Raw genomic sequence first — 17,458 nt, 5'->3', positions numbered from 1 at the left:
GCAATATCGTACCGGAGGCCGGGTCAGGAGGCGCTCTGCGAGTCGCCGTCGATGGGGATGATCTGGCCCGAGATGGAGCGCGCCGCGTCCGAGGCCAGGAACAGCGCCATCGCGGCGATTTCCTCGGGCGGCACGAAGCGCTTGATCGACTGGTTGGCGAAGGCGGCGGCGCGTTCCTCCGCCAGGCTGCGGCCGCTGTGGGCGGCCCGGCCTTCCAGGACGCGCTCGATCCGCGGGCCCTCGACCGCGCCCGGGAGCAGGGCGTTGGCGCGGATGCCGAACTCGCCCAGCTCGCGCGAGAGCGTCTTGGTCAGGCCGATCAGGCCCCACTTGGAGGCGGCATAGGGGCTGCGGTTCGGGTAGCCGAAGCGGCCGGCGAGCGAGGACAGCACCAGGATCACGCCGTCGCCGGAGGCCTTGAGGTGGGGGATGGCCGACCGCGTGACGTAGAAGGTGCCGTTCAGGTTGACCTGCATCACGGCCTCCCAGGCGTCGGGGTCCAGGGCCTCGACCGGCGCGGTGGGGCCGGCGATGCCGGCGTTGTTCACCAGCACGTCCAGCCCGCCCAGGGCCTCCACCGCGTCGGCGACCATGCGCTCGACGGCGGCGCGCTGGCCGATGTCGCACTCGGAGGTGGTCACGCCCGGGCATTCGCGGCGCAGGTCGGCGAGGGCGGCGGCGTCGATGTCGCAGGCGTGGACGCGCGCGCCGGCGGCCCGGAAGGCCCGCACGATGGCGCGGCCGATGCCGGCGGCGCCGGCGGTGACGAGGACTCGTTGATCGTTCATGCAAGGTTCTCGGACGCAAGGCCGGGTCGGGCCTCGTGGTGACAGGCAAGGCGCGCGCGGTCAGGCGGCCTTGAGGTACATGTCGATGTGCATGGAGGCATAGGGGCAGACCACGCCACCGGCTTCGGTGCGTTCCAGCAAGCCGAGTTCCGCGAGGATGCCGACGTCCTCGTGGACGCGCTTCACGTCTCTGCCCACGAGGCGCGCCAGCTCGCGCACGGGGAGTTCGCCGCGTCCCTGCGCGGCCCGCACGACCTCCCAGCGCTTCTCTGTCAACCGCCCGAAGAACTGGGCGGGCGTTTCGAAGTTCAGGACCTCTCCCTGGTAATCGTCCGAATTGGCTGACCGAGCCGCCGCACGCAGCGCCTCCTTCCAGTCGGACTGCAGGGTGATGGTGAGGTAACGCTGCGTCATGACGCTCTCCTGGCGGACACCGCCGCAATGAAGTCCTCCACGAGCTGCTCGACGGAGGTGAAGTGGTAGGGCAGTTCCTTGCCGTCCAGGTGGCAGTGGTCCCCCTTGCCTCGCTCGTTGTCGAAGCCGACGATACGCACGCCACCGGCCACGTAGACCGCCCGGTACTTGTAGCCGTGCTCCGTGGGCGGGACGGGTGCCGGCACCTTCCAGACCACCAGTTCCAGGATCGAGCCGTCGGGGTTGACGTTCTTGAAGCGGGTGATCAGCCGGGCTGACATGTTGGCGATGATGCCAACACGCAGGCCAGTTGTCAAAATGCCACCAAATTGCGAGCCCGCCAGGTCCCTGGAGGCCGCGACCCGCCAGCGACCCGCGACGGCGCCTCCTCAGGCCGACAGCGCCTCGAGCAGCTCGGTCTCGATCTCGATCTGCCGCTTGTTTTGCTGCAGCTCCGCCCCGTCGATGAGGAAGGTGTCCTCCACCCGCTCGCCCAGGGTCGAGATCTTGGCCAGTTGCAGGTTGATGTGGTGGCGGGCCAGCACCCGGGCCACGCAATAGAGCAGGCCGGCGCGGTCGCTCGCGGAGATGGACAGCAGCCAGCGCTGGGCCTTCTCGTCGGGCGCCAGGCTCACGCGCGGCGCGATCGGGAAGCTCTTGACCCGGCGCGAGACCCGGCCGCGGCTCGGCGGGGGCAGCGGGCCGGCGGCGGCCAGGGTCTGGGCCAGGGTGGACTCGACCATCGCGACCAGCTCGCGGTTGTGTTCCGGCCCCATGCTGCCCACGACCTGGAAGGTGTCCAGCGCGCGCTGGTCCCGGGTGGTGTGGATGCGGGCGTCCAGGATGCTGAAGCCGGCCTGGTCGAAGTAGCCGCAGATGCGGGCGAACAGGTCGGCCTGGTCGGGCGTGTAGACCAGCACCTGCAGGCCTTCGCCCACCGGCGACAGGCGCGCGCGCACCAGCGGCTTGTCGCCGGTGTGGCTGCCGTCCAGGCCGGCGAGGTGGCGGGTGATGTGGCGGGTGTGCCAGGCGATCTCCCCGGCGTCGTGGCGCATGAAGTAGCCCACGTCCAGGTTGTCCCACAGGCGCTTGTGGGCGTCGTGGGGCAGGGCATGCAGGCCCAGCTGCGCCAGGGCCTCGCGCTGGCGCGCCTCGGTCTCGGCCTCGCGGTTCTGGGCGCGGCCGCCCAGCACCCGCAGCGTGGCGCGGTACAGGTCCTCCAGCAGCTTGCCCTTCCAGGCGTTCCAGACCTTGGGGCTGGTGCCGCGGATGTCGGCCACCGTGAGCAGGTACAGCCCGGTCAGGTGGCGGGCGTCGCCCACGCGCTGCGCGAACCGGGTGATGACCGCCGGGTCGCTCAGGTCCTGCTTCTGCGCGATGTGGCTCATGGTCAGGTGCTCGCGCACCAGGAATTCCATGAGTTCGGCATCCTCCTCCTCCACCCCGTGCTGGCGGCAGAAGGCGCGCACCTCCTTGCCCCCGAGTTCCGAGTGGTCGCCGCCGCGGCCCTTGGCGATGTCGTGGAACAGCGCCGCGGCGTACAGCAGCCAGGGCTTGTCCCAGCCGCCCGCCAGCTGCGAGCAGAACGGGTACTCGTGGGCATGCTCGGGCATGAAGAAGCGGCGCACGTTGCGCAGCACCATGAGAATGTGCTGGTCCACCGTGTAGACGTGGAACAGGTCATGCTGCATCTGCCCCACGATGCGGCGGAACACCCACAGGTAGCGTCCCAGCACCGAGGTCTGGTTCATCAGCCGCATGGCGTGGGTGATGCCCTCGGGCTCCCGCAGGATCGCCATGAACATCGCGCGGTTGGCCGGGTCGGCGCGGAACCTGCCGTCCATGAGGTTGCGGGCGTTGTACAGGGCGCGCAGCGTGCGCGCCGACAGCCCGGTGGCGCCCACCGTGGTCTCGAAGACGTGGAAGGTCTCCAGGATGGCGCGAGGCTCGCGCTCGTACAGGTCGTCGCTGGCCACCTCGATGCGGCCATCCTTCATCAGGAAGCGGTCGTTGATGCGGTGCGGCGGGTGGTTGTCCGGGGCGAGGCGCTCCTGGATGTTCAGGAGCAGCACCTGGTTCAACTGGGTAACCGCCTTGGCCGCCCAGTAGAAGCGGCGCATCAGCGCCTCGCTGGCGCGCTGGATGATGCGGCCGTTGTCGCCGATGCGGTTGCTGTCGCCGAAGCTCTCGGCCACCGCGGTCTGCAGGTCGAACACCAGCCGGTCCTCGCGGCGGTTCGACAGCAGGTGCAGGCGCGCCCGGATCAGGGCCAGCAGGGCCTCGTTGCGCTTGATCTGGCGCGCCTCGAAGGGCGTGGCCAGGCCGGTGCGGGCGAGCTCGTCCCAGCTGCGGCCCAGGCCGGCCGCCTTGGCCACCCACAGGATCACCTGGAGGTCGCGCAGGCCGCCGGGCGACTCCTTGCAATTGGGCTCCAGCGAGTACGGCGTGTTCTCGAACTTGTGGTGCCGCTGCTGCATCTCCAGCGTCTTGGCGGTGAAGAAGGCCTTGGGATCCATCGCCGCGTCGAAGCGGCGGGTGAACTCCCGGTACAGGCGCACCTGGCCCGCCAGCAGCCGGGACTCGAGCAGCGAGGTCTGCACCGTGACGTCGGCCTCGGCCTGGGCGATGCAGTCCGACAGGGTGCGCACGCTGGAGCCGATCTCCAGGCCGACGTCCCAGCAGTGGCCGATGAAGGCCTCGACCCGCGCCTTCAGGGCCGGGTCGGCGTCGACCTCGGTGCCGTCGGGCATCAGCACCAGCACGTCGACGTCGGAGTGCGGGTACAGCTCGCCGCGGCCGTAGCCGCCCACGGCGACCAGTGCGAAGCTGTCCGGGAAGGCCGCGGCCGCCCACAGGGCGCACAAGGTGGCGTCCGCCTCGCGGGCGAGGCCGTGCAGCAGGCGGTGGATGCCCCGGGTGGAGCTGCCGGTGGCGCGCAGCGACTCGAGCAGGGCGGCCTTGCGGCGCCGCCAGTCCTCGCGCAGGGCCGGCAGGTCCGGCGTGGCCGTGGGCGTGGTCGTGCCGGGGGCGCCGCTCATGCCGGTCAGGCTGCCGCGGTCACGAACGCCGGCGGCGGCGGGCTGCCGGCCGAGACGGTCAGCACCTCGTAGCCGGTGTCGGTGACCAGCACGGTGTGCTCCCACTGCGCGGACAGCGAGCGGTCGCGGGTGACGATGGTCCAGCCGTCGTTGCCATGCTCCTTCACCTCGCGGCGGCCCAGGTTGATCATGGGCTCGATGGTGAAGGTCATCCCGGGCTTGAGCTCCTCGAGGGTGCCGGGCCTGCCGTAATGCAGCACCTGAGGCTCCTCATGGAACTTGCGGCCGATGCCGTGGCCGCAGAACTCGCGCACGATGGAGAAACCGTTGCTCTCGGCGAACTTCTGGATGGCGAAGCCGATGTCGCCCAGGCGGGCGCCGGGCTTGACCTTGACGATGCCGTGCCACATGGCGTCGTACGTGAGCTGGGCCAGGCGGCGCGCGGCGATGGAGACCTCGCCCACCAGGAACATGCGGCTGGTGTCGCCGTACCAGCCGTCCTTGATGACGGTGACGTCGACGTTGACGATGTCGCCCTTCTTCAGCGGCTTCTCGTTGGGGATGCCGTGGCACACCACGTGGTTCACCGAGGTGCACAGGGAGGCGGGGTAGGGCGGGTAGCCGGGCGGCTGGTAGCCCAGCGTCGCCGAGGTGGTCCCCTGCTTCTGCATGTATTCGGCCGCGAGGCGGTCGATTTCCTTGGTCGTGATGCCCGGCTGGATGAAGGGCGTGAGGTAGTCCAGGACCTCGGAGGCGAGGCGGCAGGCGGTGCGCATGGCCTGGATCTCGCCGGCATCCTTGTACGTGATCGTCATGGGCCCGGATTATTCCAGAGGGGCAATGCAACTGCCGGCGACAGGGCCGCGCCCCGGTAAAATCGCGGATTGCCCGGCCGACCCCAGTCAGCGGCCCGCCCGGACCCCTCACCACCAGCCCCTCCCAGGCCCCACAGTGACCCTGCACATCACCGAATTCGAGGGCGGCGCCGCCCTCAGCGAGTTCCGCGTCCAGCAACTGCTTCCCCGCCTCCAGGCGGTCCACGGCAAGATCACCGGGCTCGCCGCCCGCTTCGTGCACCTGGCCGCCTTCGACCAGGCGCCCGAGGCCGCCGAGGTCCGGCGCCTGGCCGACCTCCTCACCTACGGGGACCCGTACGCCGGCGGCGCCGAGGGCGAGCTGATCGTCGTCACCCCGCGCCTGGGCACCGTCTCGCCCTGGGCCTCCAAGGCCACCGACATCGCCCACAACTGCGGCCTGGCCGTGCACCGGCTCGAACGCATCGTGGAATACCGGGTGCAGTTCAAGTCCGGCCTGCTGGGGGGCAAGCCCGCCCTCGAGCCGGCCCAGCGCGAGGCCATCGCCGGCCTGCTGCATGACCGCATGACCGAGACCGCGCTGTTCGAGCGCGCCGGCGCGCACCGCCTGTTCACCGAGCTGGAGCCGCAGCCGATGGAGCACGTGGACGTGCTCGGCGGCGGCCGCGCCGCGCTGGAGAAGGCCAACGTGGAATTCGGCCTGGCCCTGGCCGACGACGAGATCGACTACCTGGTGAAGGCCTTCACCGGCCTGGGCCGCAACCCCACCGACGTGGAGCTGATGATGTTCGCCCAGGCGAACAGCGAGCACTGCCGCCACAAGATCTTCAACGCCCAGTTCACCATCGACGGCGTGGCCCAGGACAAGAGCCTGTTCGGCATGATCCGCAACACCCACCAGCTGGCGCCCCAGCACACCGTGGTGGCCTACTCGGACAACGCCGCCATCATGGAGGGCAACGAGGTCGAGCTGTTCGTGCCCGCGGACAGCGGCGCCAGCGCCTACGGCAAGCGCGCCTCCACCCAGCACGTGCTGATGAAGGTGGAGACGCACAACCACCCCACCGCCATCTCGCCGTTCCCGGGCGCCTCCACCGGCGCCGGCGGCGAGATCCGCGACGAGGGCGCCACCGGCCGCGGCTCGCGCCCCAAGGCCGGCCTGACCGGCTTCACCGTCTCGCGCCTGTGGGACAACCCCAACGGCCGCCCGGCGCACATCGCCAGCCCGCTGCAGATCATGACCGAGGGCCCCCTGGGCGGCGCCGCGTTCAACAACGAGTTCGGCCGCCCCAACCTGGCCGGCTACTTCCGCGAGTACGAGCAGACCGTGGACGGCGTGGTGCGCGGCTACCACAAGCCGATCATGATCGCCGGCGGCCTGGGCGCCATCGACGCCGGCCTCACGCAGAAGATCCTGTTCCCCGCCGGCACGCTGCTGGTGCAGCTGGGCGGCCCCGGCATGCGCATCGGCATGGGCGGCGGCGCGGCCAGCTCCATGGCCACCGGCGCCAATGCGGCCGAACTCGACTTCGACTCCGTGCAGCGCGGCAACCCCGAGATCGAGCGCCGGGCCCAGGAGGTCATCAACCACTGCTGGAAGCTGGGCGAGAAGAACCCCATCCTCGCGATCCACGACGTGGGCGCCGGCGGCCTGTCCAACGCCTTCCCCGAGCTGACCAACGACGCCGGCCGCGGCGCGCGCTTCGACCTGTCCAAGGTGCCGCTGGAGGAGTCCGGCCTGGCGCCCAAGGAGATCTGGTGCAACGAGAGCCAGGAGCGCTACGTCATGGCCATCGCGCCGGAGTCGCTGGCCGAATTCACCGCCATGTGCGAGCGCGAGCGCTGCCCCTTCGCGGTGGTCGGCGTGGCCACCGAGGAGCGCCAGCTGGTGGTGGCCGACGAGAAGAACCAGGCCGTGGACATGCCCATGGACGTGCTCCTGGGCAAGCCGCCCAAGATGCACCGTGACGTGAAGACGGTGAAGCGCGAGGCGCCCCCCATCGACCTCACCGGCGTGAAGCTGCAGGACGCCGTGATCCAGGTCCTGGCGCATCCCACCGTGGCCTCCAAGCGCTTCCTGATCACCATCGGCGACCGCACCGTGGGCGGCATGACCCACCGTGACCAGATGGTCGGCCCCTGGCAGGTGCCGGTGGCCGACGTGGCCGTCACCCTGGCCGACTACCAGGGCTTTGCCGGCGAGGCGATGGCCATGGGCGAGCGCACGCCGCTGGCCTCGGTCGATGCCGCCGCCTCCGGCCGCATGGCCGTGGCCGAGGCCATCACCAACCTGCTGGCCGCGCCGATCGAGCTGCCCCGCGTGAAGCTGTCCGCCAACTGGATGGCCGCCTGCGGCGAGCCGGGCGAGGACGCCGCGCTCTACGAGACCGTCAAGGCCGTGGGCATGGCGCTGTGCCCGGCGCTGGGCATCGCCATCCCGGTGGGCAAGGACAGCCTGTCCATGCGCACCCAGTGGAAGGAGGGGGATGCGCAGAAGAAGGTCACCTCCCCGGTGAGCCTGGTCGTCACCGCCTTCGCCACCCTGGGCGACGTGCGCGGCACGCTGACCCCGCAGCTGGACGCCGCGCAGGACACCACCCTGGTGCTGGTGGACCTGGGCAAGGGCCGCAACCGCATGGGCGGCTCCATCCTGGCGCAGGTGCTGGAGCAGCCCGGCGGCGCGGTGCCCGACCTGGACGACGCGCAGGACCTGGTGAACCTGGTCAACGCCGTCAACGCCCTGCGCGCGCAGGGCCGCATCCTCGCCTACCACGACCGCAGCGACGGCGGCCTGCTGGCCGCGGCCTGCGAGATGGCCTTCGCCGGCCACGTCGGCGTGGCCCTGAACGTGGACCTGCTGGTCACCGAGGGCGACGGCATCACCGACAGCCGCGCCGAGTATGGCGACGCCAAGAACTGGGCCGGCCAGGTCAGCGCCCGCCGCGAGGAGCTCACGCTCAAGGCCCTGTTCAACGAGGAGCTGGGCGTGGTGCTGCAGGTGCCCACCGCGGTGCGCAATGAGGTCATGCAGGTCCTGCGCGAGCACGGCCTGAGCAAGCACAGCCACTTCGTCGGCACCACCCGCCCGCAGGCTTCGTCCATCGACGTGGGCAAGGGCGAGGTGCAGGTGTGGCGCGACACCAAGGCCGTCTTCAGCGCCACGCTGGCGGACCTGCACCAGGTCTGGGACAGCGTGAGCTGGAAGATCGCGCAGCAGCGTGACAACCCGGCCTGCGCCGACAGCGAGCACGCCCTGGCCGGCGAGCCGACCGACCCGGGCCTGCAGTTCGCCCCCAGCTTCGACCCGGCCGAGGACGTGGCCGCGCCGTTCCTGAACCTGGCGCGGCCCAAGGTGGCGGTGCTGCGCGAGCAGGGCGTCAACTCCCACGTGGAGATGGCCTACTGCTTCGACCGCGCCGGCTTCGAGGCGGTGGACGTGCACATGACCGACCTGCTGGCCGGCCGCGCGAAGCTCGGGGACTTCAAGGGCTTCGTGGCCTGCGGCGGCTTCAGCTACGGCGACACGCTGGGCGCCGGCATCGGCTGGGCCCGCAGCATCACCTTCAACGCGCCGCTGTCGGCGCAGTTCAAGGAGTTCTTCGCCCGCACCGACACCTTCGCCCTGGGCGTGTGCAACGGCTGCCAGATGCTGGCCGAACTGGCCGACATCATCCCGGGCGCGCAGGCCTGGCCGCGCTTCACCACCAACCGCAGCGAGCGCTACGAGGCGCGGCTGTCGCAGGTCGAGGTGCTGCAGTCCCCCAGCCTGTTCTTCCAGGGCATGGAGGGCAGCCGCCTGCCGATCGTGGTGGCGCACGGCGAGGGCTATGCCAACTTCGCCCGGCGCGGCGACGCGGCGAAGGTGATCGGCGCGATGCGCTTCACCGACCACCACGGCCAGCCCACCGAGACCTACCCGCTGAACCCGAACGGCAGCCCGGGCGGCCTGACCGCGGTGACCACGGCGGATGGCCGCTTCACGGCCATGATGCCGCACCCCGAGCGCGTGTTCCGCAACATCCAGATGTCCTGGACCGGGGGCGACATCAGCGCCGACAGCCCGTGGCTGCGGGTCTGGCGCAACGCCCGCAAGTGGGTGGGTTGATCACCCCGGGGTGACCCCGCGGGCGTTCAGGCGCAGCGCTCGCCCGCGGTGCGCCGGAAGGTGGCGCCGCGCGCCAGGGCCAGCGGCCCCGGCCCGCTGCGCAGGACCAGGGCGTCGCCCTCGGCCTGCAGTTCCAGCGCGCCGTCGCGGGTCTCCTGGGTGCGCAGCACGGCGCCGCGCAGGCGGGCCTGGATCTCGCGCACGCGGCCGCGCCGCTCGTACTGCCCGGTGACTTCCTGGTAACGCTGCGCCAGGCGCAGGCTGCTGCCGGTGAGCGGCCCCACGCCGCACCACAGGCCCTCCACGCGGGCCGGCACCACCCAGAAGTGGACCTTGCTTTGCTTCTCGCGGCCGACGGCCTTGTCCGGCACCGCCAGCACGCGGGTCTCGTCGGGCGCCCAGTCGCCCATGTCCCAGTCGTGCGAGACGACGCGGGTGCCGGGCTTGAGCGCCAGCAGCAGGGGCCGCAGCTTCAGGTTGAAGTCCGGCAGCAGGTACATGGTGATGACGCTGGCGGGCGTGAGGTCGGTCTCGAACAGGTCCTGCACCTTGAACTTCGCCTTGTCGGAGACGCCGGCGAGGCGCGCGGCGCGCTCGCTGCGCTCGACCAGGTCCGGCACGATCTCCACGCCCAGGCCGGTGGCGCCGAAGCGGCGCGCGGCGGTGACGACGATGCGGCCGTCGCCGGAGCCCAGGTCGATCACGTGGTCCGCGGCGCCGACGCCGGCGATGGACAGCATCTCCAGGGTCACATGGTCGGGCGTGGTGATGAAGGGGACCTCGTCGAGGAAGGCGGGCTGCGCGGGGACCGCGGGGGCGGCCTGCGGCGCCTGGGCCCGGGCGGGCAGGGCGGCCAGCGCGGCGGCGGCCAGGGCCAGCGCGGCGAGGTGGCGGGTCGTGCGGGCGACGCCGGCGATTCGGGTGGAGCGGGTGGCGGGCGTGATGCGGGCGACGGCGGGCATCGGGGTCATCCTGGCGGTGGGGGAGGTGGGAGCGGTTCGGGGCGCGGGAGTCGATCGCATGGGGGGCGACCATAGCACCACGGCGAGGGTTCCCACGAATGGCCGGTCGCGGCGGGGACGGCTGCAATCAGGCCATGACCCTGTCCGAGGAACCCGTACCCGCCACGCCGCCCGCGCCCGCCCGGCGCGAGCTGCGCGCCGTCTCGCTCGCCGACCCCTTCCGCTGGCTCGCCGCCGGCCTGCGTGACCTGCGCGCCGCGCCGGTGGTGGCCCTGTTCTACGGCGCCTGCTTCTGGAGCATGGCGGCCCTGCTCGGGGCGGTGTTCCGGCACGCGCCGGAGTACACCATGTCCTTCGTCTCGGGCTGCTTCCTGGTCGGCCCCTTCCTGGCGATGGGCCTGTACGACGCCAGCCGCCGGCTCGAGCGCGGCGAGCGCGCCAGCCTGTCGGAGTCGCTGACCTGCTGGGACAAGCGCCTGGGCAGCATGGGCCTGCTGGTGCTGGTGCTCCTGCTGCTGGAGCTGCTGTGGGGGCGGGCCTCGCTGGTCGTCTTCGCGGTGTTCTTCGACACCGGCATGCCCAGCACCGCCAGCGTGCTGCAGGCGGTGTTCAACCCGCGCAACTGGGAGTTCGTGGCGGTCTACACCGTGGTGGGCGGGGTCTTCGCCGGGCTGGTGTTCGGCACCTGCGTGGTCTCGCTGCCGATGATCCTGGACCGCGACACCGACGCCATCACCGCCGGCCTGTCCAGCCTGCAGGCCGTCACCGGCCGGCCGCTGCCGCTGCTGCTGTGGGGCGCGCTGATCGTCGCCGTGGTGCTGGGCGCGATGGCGCTGCCCTGGGCCGCCGGCCTGCTGGTGGCCGGGCCCTGGCTGGGGCATGCGAGCTGGCATGCCTACCGGGGCTGCTTCCGCTGGGTGGAGCCGCAGGCCTGAGGCCGGGCGGGGACGCCGCGGCCCGCGCCCTCACGCCGGTTGCGGCTGCAGCGGCAGGCCCACCACGAAGGTGCTGCCGCGGCCCAGGCCCGCGCTGTGCGCGCGCACCCAGCCGCCATGCAGGCGCACCAGCCCGCGCACCAGTGACAGGCCGATGCCCAGGCCGCCCTGCGCGCGGTCCAGCGAGCCGCGCACCTGGGCGAAGCGCTGGAACACCTGCTCCAGGGCCTGCGGCTCCAGGCCGATGCCGTTGTCGCGGACGGTGACGCGCACCTCGGCCGGCGTGGCCTCGGTGAAGACCTCGACCAGGCCGCCCGGGTCGGTGTACTTGGCCGCATTCGTCAGGAGGTTGGCGAAGACCTGGGACAGGCGCAGCGGGTCGGCGTCCAGCGTCACCGGCGGGTCGGGCAGGCGCACCTGCAGCGTGTGGGCGCGCTGCTCGATCAGGGGCCGGGCCACCTCGATCGCCGACTCCAGCACCCGGCCCAGGTCCGTCGGCTCGCGCTCCAGCAGGATGCGCCCGCTGTTGATGCGGGCGATGTCCAGGAGGTCCTCGAGCAGGCGCGCCATGGCGGCGGACTGGCGCTCGATCACCGAGACGGCCCAGGCGCGGCGCGCCTCGTCGGCCTGCGGCGAGCGCAGCACCGCCGCCGCGGCGCGGATCGGCGAGAGCGGGTTGCGCAGCTCGTGCGAGAGGGTGGCGATGAAGATGTCCTTGGCCCGGTTGTCCTCGTCGGCCAGGGCCCGGGCGACGCGCTCGGCCTCCAGGGCCTGGTCGCGGTCGGCCAGGGCGCGCACCACGTGGCGGCCGGCGGAGACCAGGGCGTCGCGCAGGGCGTCGAGCTGGCGCACGCCCGAGCGCCGGCCCGGCGGCGCCTCGCCGCGCGCCAGGCGCGGGGCGTCGGTGGCCATGCGGTCCACGGTGCGCACGATCCGGCGCGCCAGCAGCAGCGAGGCCGACAGGCCGACCAGCAGCAGCGCCAGGCCCACGCCCGCCAGGCGCAGCAGCGACTCCTGCAGCGCCGCGTCGGCCGCGCGCGCGGGGATGCCGGTCAGCGCGATCCAGCCATCGATCGTGGTGGCCCAGGCCCAGAGGTACTCGTTGCCATCCCGGGTCGGGAAGCGCCGCACGCCGGTGTCCCTGCTGGTCACGGCGCGCAAGGTCTCCTCGCTGGGCATGGCCCCGAGGAAGCGGTCCATCTCGCGGGTTCGCGCGAGGATGCGGTAACGCCCGTCCAGCAGCGTCGCGACCGCGCTGTCGCGGCCGGCGATGTGGCTGCCCATGATGCCGGCGAGGTGGACCGGGTCGAGCCGGGCCGACACCAGCCAGAGGATGCGGCCGGCCCGCCAGACCGGGTAGTTGACCGAGATGGCGAGGCGGCCGTCGGATCCGCTGGCGTGGAGGTCGGAGATCACGACCTGGTTAGTCTCGAAGACCTTGCGGTGGTGGTCCCCCAGGGGGATGCGCCCCGGCCCGCCGGCGGCGGGCGGGTACTCCAGCAGCACCCGGCCGTCCGGCGCCACCACGCTGAGGGTCTGCAGCCCGAGGTCGGCGCGGGTGACCTCGCGGATCTGCGCCGCGAGGTAGGGGAGGTCGATGCGCCCGGCCTCCAGGCCCGGGGATTCGGCCACCAGGCGCAAGGCCTGCCGGACATGGCTCAACTCGCGCTCGACGGAGGCCGCCATCGCCCGGTTGGTGGCGGAGAGCTCGCGCGCCGTGGCGGCGCGGGTCTGTTCGCCCATGAGGTGCAGCAAGACGCCGCTGAACATCAGCAGCGGCAGCACCACGATCACCGGCAGGGAGACGAGCAGCGGGTACAGGCCGACCGCACGGCGCGCCGCGGGCGGGCGTGGCTCTGCCGCCCCGGGGGAGGCCGGCCTTTCCTGGGAGTCTGCGGGGGCAGTCGGAAAGGCCGGCATGGCGGGCTCAGGGCCGTGGCACGGGCGGCCGGGTCCGGTAGAAGGTCAGGGGCGCCTCGGCCATCTCGCGCACCCGCTGGTTCATGACCGATTTCTTCATGCGCCCCACCACATGCATCTCGCAGGGCTTGCAGTCGAAGTGCAGGGTCAGCTTCTCCTTGCCGTTCACCAGCTGGAGCGGCTCGGCCTTGATCGTGCCCTTGACGCCGATCACGCCCTTGGCCTGCTTGGGACACAGGCTCATGGACCAGCGCACGCAGTGCTTGGTGATCATGAGGCTGACCTCGCCTTCCTCCTCGTGGCTCTCGTAGGCCGCGTCGATCACCTTGACGCCGTGCTTCGCGTAGAAGTCATGGGCCTTGTGGTTGTAGACGTTGGCCAGGTAGGTGAGCGTGTCCTCGGGGTAGGGCACGGGCGGCTCCACCGGCTGCCCGCGCAGCGGGCGCTGGTAGGCCTTGGCGCGGGCCTCCTCGAGGGCGGCCACGGCGTCGCGGCGCAGGGTGTTCAGGGACGAGGCCGGGATGAACCAGGGCTGCGACAGCTGCAGCTGGATGTCGATGGCCTCGAAGATCGTGTTGCCGAAGCGCGCCAGCTGCTCGGCGAGCCTGGACTCGCCGCGCGCCGGCTCCTTGGCATGGGGCAGGTCGGCGGCGCCGACATGGCCGTCCTCGTCGGTCAGCGTGAGGCGCAAGCCCCCGGGCGTCTCGGACAGCGTGGCCCACAGGCCGATGCGGCGGTCGCTGGACTTCTTCTCCAGCATGCGCACCCACGCCATGTCGCGGTTGCGGTTGATCTCGGTGCCCTTGCGCAGGTCGGGCATGCCGGCAATGGGGTCCTTGGGGAAGACGCGCCAGTGCCCCAGCTTGCCGGCCGGCTCGGCGCGGTTGATCGCCATGCCGACCAGTTCCTTGTGCAGGTCGTAGTAGCACAGGCCGTCGCCGTTGTGCAGCAGGGTCTGGGCGTCGCTGCACTCCAGATCCACCCAGTTGGGGCCGACGGCGGTGACCCAGCCGATGGCGCGGCCCGGGTTCTTGGGCGAGTCGAAGGCGCCGATGTCGTCCTTGCGGCCGTTGACGAAGTAGTCGGTGAACTCGCGGTTGAAGTTCTGGTTCGGGTCGGGCGTGAAGGTGAAGGTGGTGCGGCCGCTGGAGGCCCGCGCCAGCGGGCGGTCGCTGCCTTCGCGCTCCTCGATCAGCGCGTCGAACAGCCGGCGGTAGTGGGCGGTGATGTTCTTCACGTAGCCCATGTCCTTGTAGCGGCCCTCGATCTTGAAGCTGCGCACGCCGGCGTCCACCAGGGCGGCGAGGTTGGCGCTCTGGTCGTTGTCCTTCATCGAGAGCACGTGCTTGTCGTGGGCGATGAAGCGGCCCTTCTCGTCGACCACGTGGTAGGGCAGGCGGCAGGCCTGGGAGCAGTCGCCGCGGTTGGCGCTGCGGCCGGTGTGGGCGTGCGAGATGAAGCACTGGCCGCTGTAGGCCACGCACAGCGCGCCGTGGATGAAGAACTCCAGCTTGCAGCGCTCGGGGTCGATGGCGGCGTTGATCTCGCGGATCTGCTCCAGGGTCAGCTCGCGGGCCAGCACCATCTGGGAGAAGCCCACGTCCTGCAGGAAGCGGGCCTTGTCCACGGTGCGGATGTCGGTCTGGGTGCTGGCGTGCAGCTGGATCGGGGGCAGGTCGAGCTCGAGCAGGCCCATGTCCTGGATGATCAGGACGTCGGCGCCGGCGCGGTAGACGTCCCAGGCCATCTGGCGCGCGCCTTCGAGCTCGTCGTCGCGCAGGATGGTGTTGTGGGTCACGAAGATCCGCGAGCCGAAGCGGTGGGCGTGGCGGGCCAGGCGCTCGATGTCCTGCACCGAGTTGCTGGCGGAGACGCGGGCGCCGTAGCTGGGTCCGCCGATGTACACGGCGTCAGCCCCGTGGTTGATGGCCTCGATGCCGATATCGGCGTCCCGGGCGGGCGCCAGCAGCTCGATCTGGTGGTTGGCAAGCATGGGCGGGATTATCCCAGCGCGCTTCGGGTAAGGTCGGCCCATGGCCATCGCCGAAACCGCCCGTTACTCCCGCCTCGATGCCTGGCGCGGCGGGGCCGTGGCCTGGATGACCGCGTTCCACCTCGCCTTCGACCTGGCCTGGCTCGGCTTCTGGCGGCAGGACTTCTACAACGACCCGCTGTGGACGGTGCAGCGCACGCTGATCGTCAGCCTGTTCCTCGCCTGCGCCGGCGTCTCGCAGGCGGTGGCCCTGGCGCAGGGGCAGCCGGCCCGGCGCTTCTGGCGGCGGTGGGCCCAGGTCGCCGGCGCGGCGCTGCTGGTCACGGCGGGTTCCTGGCTGGTGTTTCCCCGCAGCTTCATCTACTTCGGCGTGCTGCACGGCATCGCGGTGATGCTGCTGGTGCTGCGGCTCACGGCGGGCTGGGGCGCCTGGCTGTGGCTGGCCGGGGCGCTGGCCCTGGGCGCGAAATTCGCCGCGGCCTGGGCGCATGGCGCCGGCCTCGCACCGGCCTGGCTGGACGCGCCGGCCTTCAACTGGCTGGGCCTGGTCGGGCGCAAGCCGGTCACCGAGGACTACGTGCCCCTGGTGCCCTGGCTGGCCGCGGCCTGGTGGGGCCTGGCCGCGGGCCAGTGGGCGCTGCGGCGCCGCCCGCACTGGTTCGCGGGGGCCGCGCCGGCGCCGCTGGCGTGGCTGGGCCGCTGGAGCCTCACCTGGTACCTGCTGCACCAGCCGGTGTTGATCGGCGCGCTGATGCTGGCGGCGACCCTGCGGGCCCAATGAAAAACGCGGCCCGGGGGCCGCGTCTGCTGGGGAGGCGGGCCGGCGGGCCGGCGGGCCTTATTCCACCTTGGCCTTGGCGCGCAGGTCGTCCTGGAACTGCTGCAGCTTCTGCTGCTGCAGCTGCTGCTGGATCTGCGGCTTGACTTCGTCGAACTTGGGCAGCTGGGCCTCGCGCACGTCGTCCAGGCGGATCACGTGGAAGCCGAACTGGCTCTTGACCGGGGCCTCGGTGACCTGGCCCTTGTTCAGCTTGACCATGGCGGCGGAGAACTCGGGCACGTAGCTGTTGGGGCTGGCCCAGTCCAGGTCGCCGCCGTTCGCGCCGGAGCCGGGGTCCTTGGACTGCTTCTTGGCGATCTCTTCGAACTTGCCGCCCTTCTTCAGGCTGGCGATGATGGCCTTGGCCTCGTCTTCCTTGGCCACCAGGATGTGGCGGGCCTTGTATTCCTTGCCGCCGTTGGCCGCGACGAACTTGTCGTATTCGGCCTTGGCTTCGGCGTCGGTGACGGGGCTCTTCTTCTGGAAGTCGGCGAACAGCTCGCGGATCAGGATGGTCTGGCGGGCCAGCTCCATCTGGGCCTTGAAGTCGTCGCTGCCGTCGAGGCCGCGCTTCTGGGCTTCCTGCATGAAGATCTCGCGGGCGATGACCTCGTCGCGGATCTGGTTCTTGATCTCCGGGGTGACCGGGCGGCCGCTCTTGGCGACCTGGGCGGCCAGGGCCTCGACGCGCGCGGAGGGAACGGCCTTGCCATTGACGATGGCGACGTTCTGGGCCGCGGCAGGCAGCGCGGCGCACAGGGCAGCGGCCGCGGCGGCGGCCAGGAGATGCTTCTTCATGGGGTTGTCCCTCAGGGAATCGGGGTAGGGGTTCGGACGATCTCGATGGCCAGCGCGTGCAGGCCCCGTGCGATGAAATCCTGCGCGGCATCATACACAAGGCGATGCTGCGCCACGCGGGGCCGGCCGTCGAACTGCGGGCAGGCGATGCGCACCCGGAAATGGGTGCCGAAGCCGGTGCCGTCAGCGCCGGCATGGCCGGCGTGCTGGTGGCTCTCGTCGATCACCTCGAGGTGCGTCGGCGACAGCCGCTGCGCGAGGCAGTCGTGCAGGGCCTGCGCGGTGATGCCGGTGCCGGTCATGGCCGCGGCGCCTCCTGCGCGTCCTCCGCATCGCCCTTCATGTGCCGGCTCAGCCAGATGCCCTGGCCCAGCACGAACACCAGCATCAGGCCGATGCCGCCGAACAGCTTGAAGCTGACCCAGGTGTCGGTGTCGAAGTTGAAGGCCACCCACAGGTTGATGACGCCCATCGCGGCGAAAAAGCCGGTCCAGCTCCAGGTCATGGTGCGCCAGGCCGGCTCGGGCAGCGACAGCTGCGCGCCCATGAGGGTGCGCAGGAAGTTGCGCTTGAACACCAGCTGGCCCACGGCCAGCGTGCCGCCCATGAGCCAGTACAGCACCGTCGGCTTCCACTTGATGAAGGTCTCGCTCTGGGCCAGCAGCGTGGCGCCGCCGAACAGGACGATCACGCCGAGGCTGAGCCATTGCATGGGCTCGACCTTGCCGGTACGCCAGCGCAGCCAGCCGATCTGCAGGATGGTGGCCACGATGGCCACGCCGGTGGCCCAGTAGATCCCGGCGACCTTGAAGGTCGCGAAGAACAGGATGATGGGGAAGAAATCGAGCAGGAGCTTCATGCGTCCGTCAG

The 17,458-nt window shown here is 71.3% G+C and carries 14 protein-coding genes; 3 read left to right on the top strand and 11 right to left on the bottom strand.

All coding sequences use genetic code 11. From position 1 onward, the window contains the following. Positions 1 to 23 precede the first annotated feature (23 nt). From ACT80S_RS06920 to map, 5 genes are all read right to left on the bottom strand, one after another. A complete protein-coding gene (locus ACT80S_RS06920) occupies positions 24 to 788 on the bottom strand; it encodes an SDR family oxidoreductase (protein ID WP_377414308.1) in 765 nt (254 codons plus the stop codon). 60 nt (positions 789 to 848) lie between these two features. Continuing rightward, on the bottom strand, positions 849 to 1,202 hold the full coding sequence (locus tag ACT80S_RS06915) for an HVO_A0114 family putative DNA-binding protein (protein WP_377414305.1): 354 nt from the start codon (positions 1,200 to 1,202) through the stop codon (positions 849 to 851). Beyond that, positions 1,199 to 1,483, bottom strand: a complete 285-nt coding sequence (locus ACT80S_RS06910) for a toxin-antitoxin system TumE family protein (RefSeq protein WP_377414303.1) — start codon at positions 1,481 to 1,483, stop codon at positions 1,199 to 1,201. The genes ACT80S_RS06915 and ACT80S_RS06910 overlap by 4 nt, the downstream gene beginning before the upstream one ends. 108 nt (positions 1,484 to 1,591) lie before the next feature. Then, on the bottom strand, positions 1,592 to 4,240 hold the full coding sequence (locus ACT80S_RS06905; RefSeq protein WP_377414301.1) for a [protein-PII] uridylyltransferase: 2,649 nt from the start codon (positions 4,238 to 4,240) through the stop codon (positions 1,592 to 1,594). 5 nt (positions 4,241 to 4,245) lie between these two features. After that, on the bottom strand, positions 4,246 to 5,055 hold the full coding sequence (gene map / locus ACT80S_RS06900; protein ID WP_377414298.1) for a type I methionyl aminopeptidase: 810 nt from the start codon (positions 5,053 to 5,055) through the stop codon (positions 4,246 to 4,248). 136 nt (positions 5,056 to 5,191) lie between these two features. Between map and purL the strand changes: the two genes are divergently transcribed. Beyond that, positions 5,192 to 9,160: a phosphoribosylformylglycinamidine synthase gene (gene purL / locus ACT80S_RS06895; protein ID WP_377414296.1), complete on the top strand. Its 3,969-nt coding sequence runs from the start codon at positions 5,192 to 5,194 to the stop codon at positions 9,158 to 9,160. Positions 9,161 to 9,186: 26 nt separating this feature from the next. On the opposite strand, the gene ACT80S_RS06890 is transcribed toward purL, so the two are convergent. Then, positions 9,187 to 10,122: an SAM-dependent methyltransferase gene (locus tag ACT80S_RS06890; RefSeq protein WP_377414294.1), complete on the bottom strand. Its 936-nt coding sequence runs from the start codon at positions 10,120 to 10,122 to the stop codon at positions 9,187 to 9,189. Positions 10,123 to 10,256: 134 nt separating this feature from the next. Between ACT80S_RS06890 and ACT80S_RS06885 the strand changes: the two genes are divergently transcribed. Next, positions 10,257 to 11,057 carry a DUF2189 domain-containing protein gene (locus ACT80S_RS06885; RefSeq protein WP_377414292.1) on the top strand — a complete coding sequence of 267 codons (801 nt, stop codon included), beginning with the start codon at positions 10,257 to 10,259 and terminating at the stop codon, positions 11,055 to 11,057. Positions 11,058 to 11,087: 30 nt separating this feature from the next. On the opposite strand, the gene ACT80S_RS06880 is transcribed toward ACT80S_RS06885, so the two are convergent. Both ACT80S_RS06880 and ACT80S_RS06875 read right to left on the bottom strand, forming a co-directional pair. Next, on the bottom strand, positions 11,088 to 12,977 hold the full coding sequence (locus ACT80S_RS06880) for a sensor histidine kinase (RefSeq protein ID WP_377414290.1): 1,890 nt from the start codon (positions 12,975 to 12,977) through the stop codon (positions 11,088 to 11,090). 7 nt (positions 12,978 to 12,984) lie between these two features. Beyond that, positions 12,985 to 14,970, bottom strand: a complete 1,986-nt coding sequence (locus tag ACT80S_RS06875; RefSeq protein WP_377414287.1) for a peptidase U32 family protein — start codon at positions 14,968 to 14,970, stop codon at positions 12,985 to 12,987. 40 nt (positions 14,971 to 15,010) lie between these two features. On the opposite strand from ACT80S_RS06875, the gene ACT80S_RS06870 reads away from it, so the two are divergent. Next, a complete protein-coding gene (locus tag ACT80S_RS06870) occupies positions 15,011 to 15,751 on the top strand; it encodes a heparan-alpha-glucosaminide N-acetyltransferase (RefSeq protein ID WP_377414284.1) in 741 nt (246 codons plus the stop codon). A 57-nt stretch (positions 15,752 to 15,808) separates the two neighbouring features. Here ACT80S_RS06870 and ACT80S_RS06865 read toward each other — a convergent pair whose 3' ends face one another. The 3 genes from ACT80S_RS06865 to ACT80S_RS06855 are packed head-to-tail and all read right to left on the bottom strand — an operon-like array spanning position 15,809 to position 17,447. Then, positions 15,809 to 16,588 (bottom strand): peptidylprolyl isomerase, encoded by a 780-nt coding sequence (locus ACT80S_RS06865; RefSeq protein ID WP_377414282.1) that lies wholly within the window; start codon positions 16,586 to 16,588, stop codon positions 15,809 to 15,811. An 11-nt stretch (positions 16,589 to 16,599) separates the two neighbouring features. Continuing rightward, complete coding sequence (locus ACT80S_RS06860) at positions 16,600 to 16,890, bottom strand: BolA family protein (protein WP_377414280.1); 291 nt, start codon at positions 16,888 to 16,890, stop codon at positions 16,600 to 16,602. Beyond that, the gene (locus ACT80S_RS06855; protein WP_377414278.1) at positions 16,887 to 17,447 is read right to left on the bottom strand and encodes a septation protein A; all 561 of its coding nucleotides are present in this window, start codon (positions 17,445 to 17,447) and stop codon (positions 16,887 to 16,889) included. Before ACT80S_RS06855 ends, ACT80S_RS06860 begins: the two co-directional genes overlap by 4 nt. Positions 17,448 to 17,458: the final 11 nt, after the last annotated feature.

The sequence above is a fragment of the Ramlibacter sp. MAHUQ-53 genome, from assembly GCF_052600055.1.
This window is presented reverse-complemented; position numbering and strand designations above follow the sequence as displayed.

What these genes read in the sequence shown, in the direction of transcription:
- ACT80S_RS06865 (WP_377414282.1), bottom strand. Translation starts at nt 16,588, where the DNA reads ATGAAGAAGCATCTCCTGGCCGCCGCCGCGGCCGCTGCCCTGTGCGCC.
- ACT80S_RS06885 (WP_377414292.1), top strand. Translation starts at nt 10,257, where the DNA reads ATGACCCTGTCCGAGGAACCCGTACCCGCCACGCCGCCCGCGCCCGCC.
- ACT80S_RS06915 (WP_377414305.1), bottom strand. Translation starts at nt 1,202, where the DNA reads ATGACGCAGCGTTACCTCACCATCACCCTGCAGTCCGACTGGAAGGAG.
- ACT80S_RS06875 (WP_377414287.1), bottom strand. Translation starts at nt 14,970, where the DNA reads ATGCTTGCCAACCACCAGATCGAGCTGCTGGCGCCCGCCCGGGACGCC.
- ACT80S_RS06870 (WP_377414284.1), top strand. Translation starts at nt 15,011, where the DNA reads ATGGCCATCGCCGAAACCGCCCGTTACTCCCGCCTCGATGCCTGGCGC.
- ACT80S_RS06855 (WP_377414278.1), bottom strand. Translation starts at nt 17,447, where the DNA reads ATGAAGCTCCTGCTCGATTTCTTCCCCATCATCCTGTTCTTCGCGACC.
- ACT80S_RS06880 (WP_377414290.1), bottom strand. Translation starts at nt 12,977, where the DNA reads ATGCCGGCCTTTCCGACTGCCCCCGCAGACTCCCAGGAAAGGCCGGCC.
- ACT80S_RS06860 (WP_377414280.1), bottom strand. Translation starts at nt 16,890, where the DNA reads ATGACCGGCACCGGCATCACCGCGCAGGCCCTGCACGACTGCCTCGCG.
- map (WP_377414298.1), bottom strand. Translation starts at nt 5,055, where the DNA reads ATGACGATCACGTACAAGGATGCCGGCGAGATCCAGGCCATGCGCACC.
- ACT80S_RS06890 (WP_377414294.1), bottom strand. Translation starts at nt 10,122, where the DNA reads ATGCCCGCCGTCGCCCGCATCACGCCCGCCACCCGCTCCACCCGAATC.
- ACT80S_RS06920 (WP_377414308.1), bottom strand. Translation starts at nt 788, where the DNA reads ATGAACGATCAACGAGTCCTCGTCACCGCCGGCGCCGCCGGCATCGGC.
- ACT80S_RS06905 (WP_377414301.1), bottom strand. Translation starts at nt 4,240, where the DNA reads ATGAGCGGCGCCCCCGGCACGACCACGCCCACGGCCACGCCGGACCTG.
- ACT80S_RS06910 (WP_377414303.1), bottom strand. Translation starts at nt 1,483, where the DNA reads ATGTCAGCCCGGCTGATCACCCGCTTCAAGAACGTCAACCCCGACGGC.